Here is a 14,186-nt window from a genome sequence, read left to right as displayed (position 1 = left end):
CGGAACTAATGGCCGCGGGGCGCATGGCCCCCGGGCGGACGGGCCTGGTGCGCCGGGTCAGCCCCAGCCGCGGCCCTGTCGGCCCTTCTTCGTCTCCGAGCGCTGCTTCTTCACCCGTAGCCGACGCTCGTTGATCCCCCGCGGAATCTTCGTCGCCCGCCGGGGCTTCGGCGGCGGAGCCGTCGCCTCCGCGAGCAGCGCGGCCAGTCGTACCGCCGCCGTCTCCCGGTTGCGCCACTGCGAGCGGTGCTCCGACGCGCGGACCGTCACCACCCCGCCGACCATCCGCGAAGCGAGCCGTTCGAGCGCGCGCGCCTTCCAGACCTCGGGCAGCGCCTCCGTCGCCGCGAGGTCGAAGCGGAGCTCCACCTGCGAGTCGCTGGTGTTGACGTGCTGCCCGCCCGGCCCCGACGACCGCGAGAAACGCCACATGAGCTCGGCCTCGGGAAGCGAGACGGAGCCGCGGATCAGATAGGGACCGGACATGTGTCCATGTTCCCTGGACGGGCTCCCGCACGTCATCCTGTTTTCGCACGCGTTTCGCACCATGGAACCGGCGGGGCACCGTCCGCGTTATCCCGTGTGACGACGCACGACATCACGAAGGCACGAAGAAAGGGACTTCCCATGGCTGTAAGCCTGTCCAAGGGCGGCAACGTCTCCCTGACCAAGGAGGCTCCGGGCCTGACCGCCGTCACCGTGGGCCTCGGCTGGGACGTCCGTACCACCACCGGCACCGACTTCGACCTGGACGCGTCCGCGATCGGCGTCGACGGCGCCGGCAAGGTCGCCTCCGACGCGCACTTCGTCTTCTTCAACAACAAGGCGACGCCGGACCAGACCATCGTCCACACCGGCGACAACCGCACGGGCGAGGGCGGCGGCGACGACGAGCAGATCAACGTCAACCTCGCGGCCCTTCCGCCGAACGTCGACAAGATCGTCTTCCCGGTCTCCATCTACGACGCGGTCAACCGCACGCAGAACTTCGGCCAGGTGCGGAACGCATACATCCGCATCCTCAACCAGGCCGGCGGCGCCGAGATCGCCCGCTACGACCTCTCCGAGGACGCCGCCGTCGAGACCGCGATGGTCTTCGGCGAGCTGTACCGCAACGGCGCGGAGTGGAAGTTCCGCGCGGTCGGCCAGGGCTACGCCTCCGGCCTCGAGGGCATCGCCCGCGACTTCGGCGTCAACCTCTGACGTTCGGATCGACTCGCAGCACCAGAAGAGCCCCGGCCAGCGCTCAGCGCGCCGGGGCTCTTCCCTGTTTCCGCGCCCCGTGCCCCCGCTCCCGCCCCCGACGCGAACGGAACGGTGACCTCCTTGTCCTGGGTCCGTAACGGACCCTTCAGGACACGGATGCCCGCGATTCCATCAGGGCAGAACCGAACAACCGAGCACACGATTCCAGCCAAGCGAAGTACACGGGGGCTACCTTGCGCACTGTCCGATCGACCAGATGGAAGACCTGCACCCTGGGGTTCGTGGCCGTCGCCGCGCTCCTCTCGACCACGGCCTGCCAGTCCGACGACGGGAAGGCCGACGCCCAGAAGCCCGGCGCGTCCGCCACCCCGTCGTCGGCCACCCCGTCGTCCGCCCCTCCGAGCACGACACCTCCCACCACTCCCGCTCCCAAGCCGAGCAAGCCCGGCAAGCCCGGCAAGCCCGGCAACGGTGGTGGCGGAGACGGAGACGGTGGGACGACGACCGTCGCGGCCTGCAACGACAACGACCTCTCGATCGCCACGTCGGCCTGGCGGCAGGACTCGGGGCAGCACCTCCTCATCACGGCCACCAACTTCACCGACAAGGCGTGCACCCTCTACCACTACCCGCGCATCGGCTTCGGCGCCAAGATCGACGGCCCGATCCCGGCGATGGGACCCAAGCCGAAGGCGATCGCCACGATCGGGCCGAAGCAGAAGGCGTACGCGGGCCTGTTCCTCTTCCGGGGCGGCGAGCAGACGGTCGCCGTGGAGGCGGTGTCCATCGGCTACCAGGACCGCGCCCTGGGCAGCAACGACGACGTCGCGATGCTCGATGTCTCGTTCCCCAAGGAGCTCGGCGCCCTCAACGTCGGCCCCAACGCCAAGACCACGTACTGGAACCGCGACCTGCGCGCGGTCGAGGACATCCTGTTCAGGTCGGGCGCCAGCGGATCCTAGGCCGATCCGATCCGAGCCCTGGCCCTGGCCCTGGCCCTGGCCCTGGCCCTGGCGCTGGCCCTGGCGCTGGCCCTGGCGCTGGCCCTGGCGCTGGCCCTGGCGCTGGCCCAGCTCTCGCCCTGGCTCCAGCGCTCAATCCGGCTGCGCCGGCTTCCCGTCCCCGTACAGCCACACGTCCCACACGTCGTCCAGGTCCTCACCCGCCACGTCCTCCACGTAGGCGGTGAAGTCGGCGGTGGAGGCGTTGCCGTGACGGTGGGTCGCCGGCCAGCCGGCCAGGATCTCGTGGAACGTCTCGTCGCCGACCCGCTCCCGGATCTTGTGGACCACCATCGCGCCCCGCTGGTAGACGGGCGGGTCGAAGAGGTTCTCGGCCGCGGGCGGCTCGGCGGGCGGGAACGCCCAGTTGGAGTCGACGGCGAACGCCGCCTCGAAGCTCTCGCGCGCGGGGACGTCCTCGAAGTCCTCCGCGTACAACCACTCCGCGTACACCGCGAAGCCCTCGCTCAGCCAGATGTCCTGCCAGGTCTCGGGCGTGACCGAGTTGCCGAACCACTGGTGCGCCAGCTCGTGCGCGAGGATCTCCGGCGTGAACGCGTCCAGCGGGAGGACCGGCCGGGTCTGGGTCTCCAGCGCGTAGCCCGCGTCGCCGGTCCGCTCGACGACCGCGCCGGCGGCGGAGAACGGGTACGGCCCGAAGTTCTCCTCCTGCCAGGCGATCAGCTCGGGGATACGTTTCAGCAGCGGCCCGCTCTTCGCGGCGACCGTCGGATCGGCGGCCGTCAGGACGGGCAGCCCGGCCGGCGTCGCCGACAGCTTCGTCTCGTACCGGCCGATCCCCACGGTCGCGAGGTAGCTCGCCATCGGCTCGGCGACGTGCCAGACGGTCGTGGTCCTGCCGTTCGCGGTCCGCTCGGAGGTCCGGACGCCGTTGGCGACCCCCTGCGTACCGGCCGGGACGGTGAGCGTGATGTCGTACGCCGCCTTGTCGGAGGGATGGTGGTTGCCGGGGAACCAGGCCATCGAGCCGGCCGGCTGGCCCAGCGCGAGCGCGCCGTCCGCCGTCCGCAGCCAGCCCTCCCGCGAACCGTCCGCGTCGGTGATCGTCTCGGGCACGCCGGAGTACGTGACCTTCGTACGGAATACCTCGCCCTTGTCGATGTCGTCGCGGGGCCGGAGCGTCAGCTCGTTCCCGGCGCGGTTGACGGCGGCCGGGGAGTCGTCGACGGAGGCCGAGTCGACGGTGAGTCCGGCGAGGTCGAGGTTGAAGGCGCTGAGGTCCTGGGTCGCGCGGGCCGTGATCATGGCGGTGGCGTCGAGCCGGCCGGCCTTCGGGTCGTAGCGGAGGTCGAGCGCGTAGTGGCTGACGTCGTAGCCGCCGTTGCCGAGCTTGGGGAAGAACGGGTCGCGCAGCCCGGCCGCGCCGGGCGTGCCGTGCACCCCGCCGATGTCCAGGCCGCCGCCGCTCCCGCCGTCCGCGCCGCCGCTGGTGCAGCCGGCGAGCACGAGCAGCCCGGCGAGGGCTGTCGCCAGGGCGGTTCGGCTGCGTACGTCCACGATTCGATCTTAGGCGGGGGTATGCGAAAGGTGCCGCCCGACGGGGTCCGGGCGGCACCTCTCACGGAGCCTGGGGGCTGGGGGCCCGAGGGCCTGGGGGAGCTGCGGCCTGGGGCTTACTTGCCGAGCGCCGCGACGCCCGCCTGCGCGAACTTCTCGTCCAGGTCACCGCTCGGGGCACCGGCGACACCGATACCGGCGATCGGCGCGCCCTTGACGGTCACCGGGGCGCCACCGGCCAGGAACAGCGTGCCGGGGATGTCCTTCAGGTTCGGGGCCTGGGCGAGGCGGCCGGCGAGCACGGAGGTCGGGGCGTTCCAGGAGACGGCGGTGAACGCCTTGCGCTCGGCCGACTCGTAGGACTGCGGGCCGGCGCCGTCGCCGCGCAGGGTCACGATGGTGTTGCCGTTGCGGTCGACGACGGCGACCGAGACGCGCTGGTTCTCGTCCTCCGCGGCCTCGAGGGTGGCCTGCGCGGCCTTGGTGGCGGCCTCGATCGTCAGGTGCGTGGTCTGCTGGAGGTTCTTGTTCGACGCGTCGGCCTTGGCGGCGACGGCGGGCGCGGCGGCCGGGGCGGAGGCGTTCGCGGAGACGGCGCCGAAGGTTCCGGCGGCGACGACGGCGGCGGTGGCGGCACCGAAGACGATCTTCTTGTTCATGGCGGGCTCCTTGAAGCTGTGGCGTGGTGGGCCGGGCAGTGGTCGATGCGTTCGGCGCCGTCCGGGGCGGGCGGTTCGTTCGCTCTGACATCGATCTTCCGGCCGATTCCGGGCCCGTACGTCCACGGACCGGCTGCCGCCGTCGCGCATGATGGACGACGGGGGTGTCAGCCGATCGGTTGATGGCGCTCTGGTCCTCCTGGGCCAGGATGGATACGTATCCCCAGGTCAGAGGAGTTCCAGTGACAGCGCAGCCGCCGGAGGCCGACGGGTACGAGCCCCCCGCCCCGGAGGCCGACGGGTACGAGCCCTCCGCCCCGGACGCGCCTCCGCACATCGCCCCGCACCCGAAGCCGCACGAGGGGCCGGCCCCGGAAACCGACCCGGACTCGTACTGGCTGGCGCGGGTCATGCACGTCGCGTTCTTCCTCCTCCTCGGCGCCTCCCTGACCCGCTTCCTCCTCCGGCACCCGTGGGAGGGCCGGAGCCCGTGGATCATCGCCCTCTCCGGCGCCCTCGCCGCCCTGTACCTCCTCGGCCCCGTCCTCGGCACCCGCGCCACCCCGCGCCGGATCGCCTGGCTGGTCACGGTCGTCGCCGTCTGGATGGTCCTCGTGCTCCTCGCGCCGAGCTTCGGCTGGTGCGCGGTGCCGCTCTTCTACACCGGCCTGCGCACCCTCCCGACCCGGGCCGCCCTCTTCCTCGTCACCCTCCTCACCGCCTTCGTCGTCTTCGCGCAGGTCCAGCTCTCGAAGAACGGGTTCGACCCCGATCTCGTCGTCGCCCCGCCGGCCGTCGCCGCGATCGCCACCGCCGTCTTCGTCCACGCGAAGCGCCAGGCGGACCGCCAGCGCGCCCTGATCGACGACCTGATCCGCACCCGGCGCGAACTCGCCGCGACCGAGCGCCGCGAAGGCACCCTCGCGGAGCGGCAGCGGCTGTCGATGGAGATCCACGACACCCTCGCGCAGGGCCTGTCCAGCCAGCAGATGCTGCTCCAGGCGGCCGAACGCACCTGGGACAGCGATCCCTCGACCGCCCGCCGCCACGTCCGTACCGCCGAGTCCATCGCCGAACGCAACCTCGCAGAGGCCCGCCGCTTCGTCCACGACCTCGCCCCCGCCGACCTCGCCGAGGGCGGCGGCCTCCAGGAGGCGCTGCGCACGGTCGCGGGGCGCGAGTCGGCCGCCTTCCGGGTCGACGGCGTACCGGTCCCGCTGCCCGAGCGCGTGCAGTCGGCGCTGCTGCGCATCGCGCAGGGCGCCCTCGCCAACGTCCGCGAGCACGCCTCCGCCACCTCCGCCGCCGTCACCCTGACCTACCTCGACGACCAGGTCGTCCTCGACATCGCCGACGACGGCCGCGGCTTCGAGCCGTCGGCGGGGCGTGACAGAGGCAGCGCACGCGGGCACGGCGGTGCGCGCGGGGAAGGCAGCCACGGCAGCGTGCGCGGCCACGGCCTGCCCGCGATGCGGGTGCGCGCCCGGCAACTCGGCGGCACGCTGACCGTGGAGTCCACCCCCGGCGAGGGCACGGTGCTCTCCGTCTCCATCCCCCTGGAGGTTCGCCCGTGACGGTACCGACGACGGTTCGGATCCTGCTCTGCGACGACCACGCCGTCGTCCGCGCCGGCCTGCTCGCGCTGCTCGGCAGCGCCGACGACATCGAGGTCGTCGGCGAGGCGGGCAGCGGCGAGGAAGCGGTCGCGATGGCCGCCAAGCTGCGCCCGGACGTCGTCCTGATGGACCTTCAGCTCGGCCCGGGCATCGACGGCGTGGAGGCGACGCGCCGGATCGCGGGCGCGGGCTCCGGCGTGCACGTCCTCGTCCTCACGACGTACGACACGGACGCCGACGTCACCCGCGCCATCGAGGCGGGCGCGACCGGGTACCTGCTGAAGGCGGAGCGCCCGGAGGAGCTGTTCGCGGCGATCCACTCGGCGGCCCAGGGCCGTACGACCCTGTCGCCGCCGGTCGCCAGCCGGGTCATGGACCGGATGCGCGGCGCGGCGGGGCCGTCGCTCACCGACCGCGAGCGGGACATCCTCGGCCAGCTCGCGCGCGGCCTCGGCAACCGCGAGATCGCCCGCGCGCTCTTCATCAGCGAGGCGACCGTGAAGACCCACCTGGGGCGGATCTACGCGAAGCTCGGCGTGGACACACGTGCGGGCGCCGTCGCCGTGGCGAAGGAGCGGCGTCTGCTCCCCTGAGGCTGCTACCCTGCGTAGCCATTCGCTAGCAGGATGTCAGTCCGTCTGGTTGAGCCGGCTCGTCGAGTCGGCTCGTTGAGTGGGAGCGCGCGTGAAGATCGCCTGCGTCGGCGGTGGGCCCGCCGGCCTGTACTTCTCGATCCTGATGAAGCGGCAGGACCCGTCCCACGAGATCACCGTCTACGAACGGAACCCGGCAGGCTCCACCTACGGCTGGGGCGTCACCTACTGGGCCGGGCTCCTCGACAAGCTCCGGGCGGGCGACCCGGAGTCGGCCGACGCGATCGGCGCGGCCTCGATCACCTGGACGGACGGCGTCGCCATCGTCCGCGACGAGCGGACCGTCCACCGGGGCGACGAGGGCTTCGGCATCGGCAGGCGCCGGATGCTCGCGCTCCTCGCTGAGCGGGCGGAGGCCCTGGGCGTACGGGTCGAGTTCGAGCACGGGATCCCGGGCCCCGACGCCCCGGAGCTGGCGGACGCGGACCTGGTCGTCGCGGCGGACGGGGTCAACAGCGCGCTGCGCGAGGCGTACGCCGGGCACTTCGGCGCCGAGATCGCCACGGGCCGGAACCACTACATCTGGCTCGGCACGACGAAGGTCTTCGACTCCTTCAGCTTCGCCTTCAAGGAGACGGAGCACGGCTGGATCTGGTGTTACGCCTACGGGTTCAGCGGCGAGCAGTCGACGTGCGTGGTGGAGTGCGCCCCGGAGACGTGGACGGGGCTCGGGCTCGACCGGATGGGCGAGGCCGACAGCCTGAACCTGCTGGAGAAGCTGTTCCACGACCTCCTGGACGGCCAGCAGCTGATCGGCCGCGCGCAGGACGACGACGCGGCGCAGTGGCTGAACTTCCGCACCCTGACCACCCGCGCCTGGCACCGCGGCAACCTGGTCCTCCTCGGCGACGCCGCGCACACCACCCACTACTCGATCGGCGCCGGTACGACCCTGGCCCTGGAAGACGCCCTCGCCCTGGCGGCGGCGCTCCGCGGTGCGGACGTGACGGGCAGGACGGCCGGGGCGAGCGGGACGGGCGCGGGCCTCGACGCCGCGCTCACGCGCTACGGCAGGCGGCGGCGCGCGGAGCTGCTCTCGGCGCAGAGCGCGGCCCGCTACAGCGCGCGGTGGTACGAGAACCTGCCCCGCTACATGCGGCTGCCCCCTGGCCAGATGTTCGCGCTGCTCGGCCAGCGCCACTCGCCCCTGCTCCCCCACATCCCGCCGCAGCTCTACTACCGGATCGACCGCGCCGCGGACGGCCTGGAACCCCTCCGCCGCCTCAAGCGCTGGCTGGGCCCCCGCCTGGCCCGCACCCTCCACGCCCGCACCCGAAGCTGAGACGTCCGGGGGCGGGCCCCCGGACACCGGCGAGGCCCCGGACGCGGGCGGGGGCTCAGGCTCGGGCGCGGGCGGGGCCGGGACGAGGTTCGGGCCGGACGCGCGCACAGGCCCCGCCGGGGTAGGGCCCGGACTCGGGCACGGACCCGCCAGGGCAGTGGCCCGGCCCCCGGGCACCGGCGTGGGCCAGGACGCGGGCGGGTGCTCGCTCGGGGCGTGGGACCATCGTCTCCGTGCTCGACATCGGCTACTCCCTCTCCCGTCGCTTCCCCGACCCCCCGCAGACCGACTACCGGCGCGCGGACGTCCACGCGCTCCGCCACGACCTCTTCTGCGGTGACGTGTACCTCGCCGACCCCAAGTCGGACCGCGAGGTGTCCACAGCCTGGGGATGGGTTCCGGTGCTCGACTTCGCGTGGGCGCTGTGCGACATCGTCGAGCAGCTGGACCGCGACCCCCGCGGCAGCCGGTCCGCGAAGCGCCAGTACGCCGAGCTCGACTTCACCGAGTCCTCGGACCTCATGCTCTTCGAGCGCCGCTTCGGCTGGGTGGACGTGGAGGCCGACTGGATGCCGGGCGACGAGCCCCCACTCACCTTCAGCCACCGCGAACTGCGCCGCGAGGCCCGCGACTTCCTGCACGACCTGGTCGCCGACCTCACCGACATGCACGAGGGCCTCGGCGACAACCCGGTGATCTGGGACCTCCAGGCCCGCTTCCCCCGCCTGCCGTAGGCCCTTCCGTACCCCCGGGCCCCCGGGCACCCCCTTCCGTACCCTCCGCGCCGGCACGCCCCTCCGTCAGTCCTCCACCCGCACCCCCACATGGGCGGCGAACACCGGCGCGAGGTCCAGCAGCTGCGCCGCGCTGATCACCGCACCCGACAAGGCGTCCACACCCCGGGCGATCTCCAGCCGGGACACCGCCCTCAGGTCGACGTCCTTCATCCGGGCCCCGGAGAAGTCCACGCCCTTCAGCACGCACCCCCGGAACTCGACCCGTTCGAGCACCGCGCCCGCGAAATCGGGCTCGTCGAGCACGCACTCCTCGAAGACGACGTCCTTCAGCTTCGCCATGCGCAGATTCAGAAAGTCGATCTTCCCTCCCCTCACGAGAACCCGCTCAAGGACCGCCCCGTGCAGCTGCGTCCCACCGAGCCGCGCGTCCACGACCTCCACGTCCCGCAGCGACGCCTCCGCCAGATCCGTACCCACGCCCCGGACCCCGCTCAGGACGGAGTCCAGGACGCGCGCTCTGGTCAGCCGCGTCCCGTCCACCGCGCAGTCCCGCACCGCGCACTCCAGGAACCGGGCCCCCGCCCCGCTCTGCCCCGCCAGATCGAGCCCCTGGAACTCCAGCCCGTCGTAGTCCCCGTCCGGCTCAAGCCCTCCCCCCTCGTACGCCACCAGCGGCGGCAGCCGCACCTCCGCCCGCCGTGCGGCCGCGATCTTCTTCCTGCCCGTCGTCATGCACCCATGGTGACGTGCGCCACTGACAACGCCCCGATGTCACATCCGGCACGGTCTCCCCCGTCCCCTCCGTACAAGCAGCTCCGTACAAGCAGCTCCGTACGAACGCAGCAGCCACGCACACGAGGGAGCACGAGATGCAGCGACACAGGATCACCGTCATCGGCGGCGGATTCGCCGGGCTCACGGCGGCGATCACCGCCGCGGAGGCCGGCGCCGAGGTCACCCTCCACGAGGCCCACCACACCCTCGGCGGACGGGCCAGGACCGCCGAAGGCCCGTACCGCACCAACGAGGGACCGCACGCCCTCTACCGTCGCGGCCCCCACTGGACCTGGCTCGCCCAACGCGGCCTCCTCGGCCCGCTCGCTCCCCTGCCGACGCGCGAGGCGGCCCGCTTCCGCTTCCACCGCACGGGCGCGCTCCGCCGCACCCCGCCCCTCCGCTTCCTGCGCCACACGCTCCGTACGGCCGAACAGGCCCCTGTGGACAGCGACTTCCGCACCTGGGCCACGCGGGTCGCCGGCCCCGAGGCGGCCGCGCAGGCCGCCGCGTACAGCGGGGTCGCCCTCTTCCACCACGACCCCGGCGCGCTCTCGGCCCGTTTCGTACAGGAACGGCTGCACCGGGCCGCCGCGCTGCCGCCCGAGGCGCGGTACGTCCGGGGCGGCTGGGGACGGCTCGTCGAACGGATGGCGGCGCGCGCCCGGGAGTTGGGCGTACGGATCGAGACGAAGTCCCGCCTCGACGAACTGCCGTCCGCCGACGGACCGGTCGTCGTCGCGACCTCGCTCGCCGCGGCGGCCCGCCTGCTGGGGGATCCTGGCCTGAACGGGGAGCGCGGGGCGAGCGGCCGTACGGTCCTCCTCGACCTGGCGCTGCGCACGCGCAAGGGTGACCCGTTCGTGGTCTCCGACCTGGACGCACCCGGCTGGATCGAGCGCTTCACCGCGCAGGACCCCTCCCTCGCTCCGGCCGGCGAACAGTTGATCCAGGCACAGCTCCCGATCGCCCCGTCCTCGTCGAAGGCGGACGGAGTGGCCGGCGCCGAGCGCCTCCTCGACCTCGGTTTCCCGGGCTGGCGCGAGCGCGAGGTCTGGCGCCGGGAGGCGGTCTCCAGCGGCCGTACGGGGGCGCTGGACCGCCCGGGTACGACCTGGCGCGACCGGCCGGCGATCGACCGGGGCGACGGGGTGTACCTGGTGGGGGACGAGGTGGCGGCGCCCGGAGTGCTGTCGGAGGTGTCGTTCACGAGCGCGGTCGAGGCGGTGTCGCTGGCGCTCCGAGCGAGAAGGCTTGACCTCAAGTCCGCTTGAGGTCGGAGGCTGTGCCCGTAAGGCAAAAGCACGCACCAGCCGTCATCGAATCATCGACCGCCTATCGGGGAGTTCACCATGCACGCGATCCGCCTCCACGCCTTCGGCCCGGCCGAGAACCTCATGTACGAGGAGGTCGAGGACCCGGTCCCCGGCCCCGGTCAGGTACGGATCGCGGTCGCCGCGGCCGGGGTCCACCTCCTGGACGCGGCGCTGCGCAGGGGGCGGACCGGCCCCTTCCCCGCCCCCGCCGAGCTGCCCACGATCCCCGGCCGCGAGGTCGCCGGCACGGTGGACGCGCTCGGCGAGGGCACGGACCCGTCGTGGCTGGGGCGGCGCGTGGTCGCCCACCTGGGCATGGCGCCCGGCGGCTACGCGGAACTCGCCGTGGTGGACGCCGCGAAGCTCCACGCCCTGCCGGACCACCTCGGTGCACCGGGGGCCGTCGCGATGATCGGCACGGGCCGCACCACGCTCGGCATCCTCCAGTTCGCCGACCTGGGCCCGGACTCGATCGCGATCGTCCCGGCCGCGGCGGGCGGCATCGGCACCCTCCTCGTCCAGTACGCGAAGAACGCGGGCGCGACCGTCATCGGCCTCGCGGGCGGCCCGGAGAAGGTGGCCCGCGTGCACGAGAACGGCGCCGACCTGGCCGTCGACTACAAGCTCCCGGACTGGCCGGACCGGGTCCGCGCGTTCCTGGGCGCCAGGACGGCGACGGTCGTCTTCGACTCGGTCGGCGGCGACACGGGCCGCGCGGCGGTCGACCTCCTGGGCAAGGGCGGCCTGCACCTGGTCTTCGGCTGGTCCAGCACGGGCATCGACGAGGGCGAACCCCTCACCTTCACGGAGGAGGAGCTCGCGGCCCGGGGCATCACCTCGGAGTCCGTCCTCGGCCCGGTGATGCTCCAGAAGGCGGGCGGCGACGTCCGCAACCTCGAACTCGCCGCCCTGTCCGCCGCCACGACCGGCACCCTCCGCCCGGCGACCCACCCCTTCCCCCTCACCGACGCCGCCGCGGCCCACCGGGCGCTGGAGACCCGGGGGACGATCGGCAAGGTGGTCCTGATCCCGTAGGGAGGAGCAGCCCCGGCGGGCGAAGTGAGGCGCCCGCGCCGGCGGGCGCCTCACGGCTCCCGCCGCCTCGCCCACGCGCGGTACGGCGGACTACCCCCGGGAACCCAGCTCCGCCAGGGCGCCGTCCGTCAGCCGGTACACCGTCCACTCGTCCTGGGGCCGCGCGCCCAGGGACTCGTAGAAGTCGATCGACGGCGTGTTCCAGTTCAGGACGGACCACTCCAGGCGCTCGTACCCGCGCTCCACGCAGATCCGCGCCAGCTCGGCCAGCAGTGCCTTGCCGTGGCCGCCACCGCGGCTCGTCGGGCGGACGTACAGGTCCTCCAAGTAGATGCCGTGGACGCCGCGCCAGGTCGAGAAGTTCAGGAACCACAGGGCGAAGCCCACCGGTTCGCCCTCGGGGGACTCCGCGATGTGGGCGTAGGCCGCGGGGTGGGGCCCGAAGAGGGCCTCGTGGAGCTGCTCGGGGGTCGCGCGGGCCTCGTCCAGGGCCTTCTCGTAGTCGGCGAGTTCGCGGACCATCGCGTGGATCACAGGCACGTCGGCAGGTGTGGCGGTACGAATCATGGCCCCAGCCTGCACCGCACCGATGCCCCAGGACCACCCTCCTCAAGAACGCCCACGGACCACCGGCCCATGAACGCCCGCGAACCACCGGCCCGTGAAGGCCCACGGACCACCGGCCCATGGACGCCCGCGGGCGACCGGCCCCAAGAACGCCCCCGCGCCCCCTCAGCTCCCGCTCCCTCCCCCGCCCCCGCCCAACAGGTCCCGGGCGATGCGGACCTGATCCGGGTCCAGGGCGGGCTCGCCGTCCTCCACGTCCCACAGCCCGTTCTGCAGCACCCGGCCCAGGGTCCACGCCCTCGCCCGCTCCCGGTCGAGCCCGAGCCGCTCCGTCAGCAGGTCGAACCGCCAGCGCGTCCCGGCCGCCGCCGGGTCCGCGTCCCACAGGTCCGTCAGCGCCGGAAGGAGGTCGAACCCCGGGTCCCCCGCCAGCGGCTTCGGGTCGATCGCGAGCCACGGCTCGCGCTCCGCCGCCAGGATGTTGTCGTAGTGCAGGTCCCAGTGGAGGAGCCGGTCGCCGGGCTCGCCCATGACCTCCCGTACCGCAGCCGCGCAGTCCCGCAGCAGCGCCGCGTCCTCCGCGCCGAGCCGGGCCGCCGCGTCCGGGGTGTCCGCCAGCATCCGCGCCGCGATCTCCCCGAGCCCCCGCAGCCCCTCCGGCGCGGGGACGGCGACGAGGCGGGCCAGCAGGTCGGCGAGGATCCGTACGGCCTCCCGCGCGTCGCCCAGCGTCGACAGGTGCCGGCCCTCGTCCAGCCGCTCCAGCAGCATCGTGCCGGTCGCCGGGTCCTCCGCGAGGAGCCGTACGGCCCCGGCGCCGCCCCAGATCCGCAGCGCCGCCGCCTCGCCCGCGCTCTCCTCGTCGAGGAGCTGCATCTTCAGCGCCGCGTGCGTACCGTCGGCGCTCCGGGTCACCGGCAGCACGAGCGACGCCACCCCGTACATCGAGGGCCCGGTCACCCGCAGCCCCCACCGGTCCAGGAACTCCCGCGCCCGCCCGGGCAGCGCCGCGACGAACGCCCGCCCTGCCTCCCCGTTGTACTTCGCCTGCGAAGCCACCAGTTCCGCCGGAATCTCGATCACACGACGAAGCTACACACGCGCGTGCCAGGGCACACGCGACTAATCGGGGGGGGGCTCACACCCCCGCGTCCCGCAACACCCGCGCGAACGCGTCGTGGTCGTACAGCGCGTCGCCCACGCCCACCTGCTGACCGTCGAGGAGCACCGTCGGGGTGCCGCCGACACCGGAGTCCTGAAAGGCCTTCTCCGCGGACACGACCCAGTTGCTGTACGTCTCCTCCCGTACCGCCCGGTCGAACTCCGCGCCCCGCAGCCCCTCCACCCGGTCCGCGACCTTCAGCGGCTCCTCCGCGCCGCCGCCCGCGAACAGCACGGCCTGGAACTCCGCGAACTTCCCGGCCTCCGCCGCCGCCCGCATCGCGTTCGCCGCCCGCGCCGAGGCCGTACCGCCCGAGCGCGCGTCCAGGAAGGACGCGACGACGTACTCGATCCGTACCTTCCCCTCGGCCGCGGCCTCCGCGAGCGCGACGGCTCCGCTCTCCTCGAACTTGTGGCAGTAGCTGCACCGCGGATCGAGATACACCGTCGCCGTGTGCGGCGCCTTGGGGTCGCCGACGACGATCTTCGGCCCGTCGACGACGGTCGTGAGCCCAGCCCCGGCAAGGGCGGCGGGCGCGGTCGCGGCCGTGGAGACGGAAGCCGCCGAGGACGACGAACACCCCGCCGCCGCAAGCCCGACGACCCCGGCGGCGGCCAGCGCGAGCACCGCGCGAACAGTCCTGCGTACGGGCATGAAAGG

14 protein-coding genes and 1 pseudogene are annotated in these 14,186 nt (G+C 73.3%); 8 read left to right on the top strand and 7 right to left on the bottom strand.

Annotated elements, in window-relative coordinates:
* Positions 1-57: 57 nt before the first annotated feature.
* Positions 58-486 (bottom strand): alternative ribosome rescue aminoacyl-tRNA hydrolase ArfB, encoded by a 429-nt coding sequence (gene arfB, locus ACGFYP_RS15670; protein WP_393492738.1) that lies wholly within the window; start codon positions 484-486, stop codon positions 58-60.
* Between the two features lie 141 nt (positions 487-627).
* On the opposite strand from arfB, the gene ACGFYP_RS15665 reads away from it, so the two are divergent.
* A complete protein-coding gene (locus ACGFYP_RS15665) occupies positions 628-1,203 on the top strand; it encodes a TerD family protein (protein ID WP_393492735.1) in 576 nt (191 codons plus the stop codon).
* Positions 1,204-1,487: 284 nt separating this feature from the next.
* Entirely contained in the window at positions 1,488-2,168 is a 681-nt protein-coding gene (locus ACGFYP_RS15660) for a DUF4232 domain-containing protein (protein WP_393492732.1), read from the top strand.
* A gap of 132 nt (positions 2,169-2,300) precedes the next feature.
* On the opposite strand, the gene ACGFYP_RS15655 is transcribed toward ACGFYP_RS15660, so the two are convergent.
* Together ACGFYP_RS15655 and ACGFYP_RS15650 are read right to left on the bottom strand one after the other, a co-directional pair.
* Positions 2,301-3,725, bottom strand: a complete 1,425-nt coding sequence (locus ACGFYP_RS15655) for a M1 family metallopeptidase (protein ID WP_393492729.1) — start codon at positions 3,723-3,725, stop codon at positions 2,301-2,303.
* A gap of 116 nt (positions 3,726-3,841) precedes the next feature.
* Positions 3,842-4,384, bottom strand: a complete 543-nt coding sequence (locus ACGFYP_RS15650; protein ID WP_361960487.1) for a heme-binding protein — start codon at positions 4,382-4,384, stop codon at positions 3,842-3,844.
* 410 nt (positions 4,385-4,794) lie between these two features.
* Between ACGFYP_RS15650 and ACGFYP_RS15645 the strand changes: the two genes are divergently transcribed.
* The 4 genes from ACGFYP_RS15645 (at position 4,795) to ACGFYP_RS15630 (ending at position 8,669) form a co-directional block, all read left to right on the top strand.
* Complete coding sequence (locus ACGFYP_RS15645) at positions 4,795-5,958, top strand: sensor histidine kinase (RefSeq protein WP_393493460.1); 1,164 nt, start codon at positions 4,795-4,797, stop codon at positions 5,956-5,958.
* Positions 5,955-6,593, top strand: coding sequence for a response regulator transcription factor (locus ACGFYP_RS15640; RefSeq protein WP_361960485.1), 639 nt, complete (start codon positions 5,955-5,957; stop codon positions 6,591-6,593). Before ACGFYP_RS15645 ends, ACGFYP_RS15640 begins: the two co-directional genes overlap by 4 nt.
* A 91-nt stretch (positions 6,594-6,684) precedes the next feature.
* Positions 6,685-7,935, top strand: a complete 1,251-nt coding sequence (locus tag ACGFYP_RS15635) for an FAD-dependent monooxygenase (protein ID WP_393492724.1) — start codon at positions 6,685-6,687, stop codon at positions 7,933-7,935.
* 233 nt (positions 7,936-8,168) lie between these two features.
* Positions 8,169-8,669: a hypothetical protein gene (locus ACGFYP_RS15630; protein ID WP_361960481.1), complete on the top strand. Its 501-nt coding sequence runs from the start codon at positions 8,169-8,171 to the stop codon at positions 8,667-8,669.
* Positions 8,670-8,735: 66 nt separating this feature from the next.
* Here ACGFYP_RS15630 and ACGFYP_RS15625 read toward each other — a convergent pair whose 3' ends face one another.
* Positions 8,736-9,404: a pentapeptide repeat-containing protein gene (locus ACGFYP_RS15625; RefSeq protein WP_393492720.1), complete on the bottom strand. Its 669-nt coding sequence runs from the start codon at positions 9,402-9,404 to the stop codon at positions 8,736-8,738.
* 74 nt (positions 9,405-9,478) lie between these two features.
* On the opposite strand from ACGFYP_RS15625, the pseudogene ACGFYP_RS15620 reads away from it, so the two are divergent.
* Together ACGFYP_RS15620 and ACGFYP_RS15615 are read left to right on the top strand one after the other, a co-directional pair.
* Positions 9,479-10,720 (top strand): annotated as a pseudogene (locus ACGFYP_RS15620) (FAD-dependent oxidoreductase); the annotation flags it as partial.
* A 78-nt stretch (positions 10,721-10,798) separates the two neighbouring features.
* A complete protein-coding gene (locus tag ACGFYP_RS15615; RefSeq protein ID WP_393492717.1) occupies positions 10,799-11,797 on the top strand; it encodes a zinc-binding dehydrogenase in 999 nt (332 codons plus the stop codon).
* 90 nt (positions 11,798-11,887) lie between these two features.
* Here ACGFYP_RS15615 and ACGFYP_RS15610 read toward each other — a convergent pair whose 3' ends face one another.
* The 3 genes from ACGFYP_RS15610 to ACGFYP_RS15600 form a co-directional block, all read right to left on the bottom strand.
* On the bottom strand, positions 11,888-12,364 hold the full coding sequence (locus ACGFYP_RS15610; RefSeq protein ID WP_361960473.1) for a GNAT family N-acetyltransferase: 477 nt from the start codon (positions 12,362-12,364) through the stop codon (positions 11,888-11,890).
* 165 nt (positions 12,365-12,529) lie between these two features.
* On the bottom strand, positions 12,530-13,447 hold the full coding sequence (locus ACGFYP_RS15605; RefSeq protein ID WP_393492713.1) for an aminoglycoside phosphotransferase family protein: 918 nt from the start codon (positions 13,445-13,447) through the stop codon (positions 12,530-12,532).
* 55 nt (positions 13,448-13,502) lie between these two features.
* Entirely contained in the window at positions 13,503-14,180 is a 678-nt protein-coding gene (locus ACGFYP_RS15600) for a DsbA family protein (RefSeq protein WP_393492710.1), read from the bottom strand.
* Positions 14,181-14,186: the final 6 nt, after the last annotated feature.

The sequence above is a fragment of the Streptomyces sp. NPDC048370 genome, from assembly GCF_043200825.1.
GTDB lineage: Bacteria > Actinomycetota > Actinomycetes > Streptomycetales > Streptomycetaceae > Streptomyces.
Note: the sequence above shows the minus strand (reverse complement) of the source record. Positions and strands in the feature narration are given on the sequence as shown.

What these genes read in the sequence shown, in the direction of transcription:
- arfB (WP_393492738.1), bottom strand. Translation starts at nt 486, where the DNA reads ATGTCCGGTCCCTATCTGATCCGCGGCTCCGTCTCGCTTCCCGAGGCC.
- ACGFYP_RS15665 (WP_393492735.1), top strand. Translation starts at nt 628, where the DNA reads ATGGCTGTAAGCCTGTCCAAGGGCGGCAACGTCTCCCTGACCAAGGAG.
- ACGFYP_RS15650 (WP_361960487.1), bottom strand. Translation starts at nt 4,384, where the DNA reads ATGAACAAGAAGATCGTCTTCGGTGCCGCCACCGCCGCCGTCGTCGCC.
- ACGFYP_RS15645 (WP_393493460.1), top strand. Translation starts at nt 4,795, where the DNA reads ATGCACGTCGCGTTCTTCCTCCTCCTCGGCGCCTCCCTGACCCGCTTC.
- ACGFYP_RS15625 (WP_393492720.1), bottom strand. Translation starts at nt 9,404, where the DNA reads ATGACGACGGGCAGGAAGAAGATCGCGGCCGCACGGCGGGCGGAGGTG.
- ACGFYP_RS15615 (WP_393492717.1), top strand. Translation starts at nt 10,799, where the DNA reads ATGCACGCGATCCGCCTCCACGCCTTCGGCCCGGCCGAGAACCTCATG.
- ACGFYP_RS15610 (WP_361960473.1), bottom strand. Translation starts at nt 12,364, where the DNA reads ATGATTCGTACCGCCACACCTGCCGACGTGCCTGTGATCCACGCGATG.
- ACGFYP_RS15600 (WP_393492710.1), bottom strand. Translation starts at nt 14,180, where the DNA reads ATGCCCGTACGCAGGACTGTTCGCGCGGTGCTCGCGCTGGCCGCCGCC.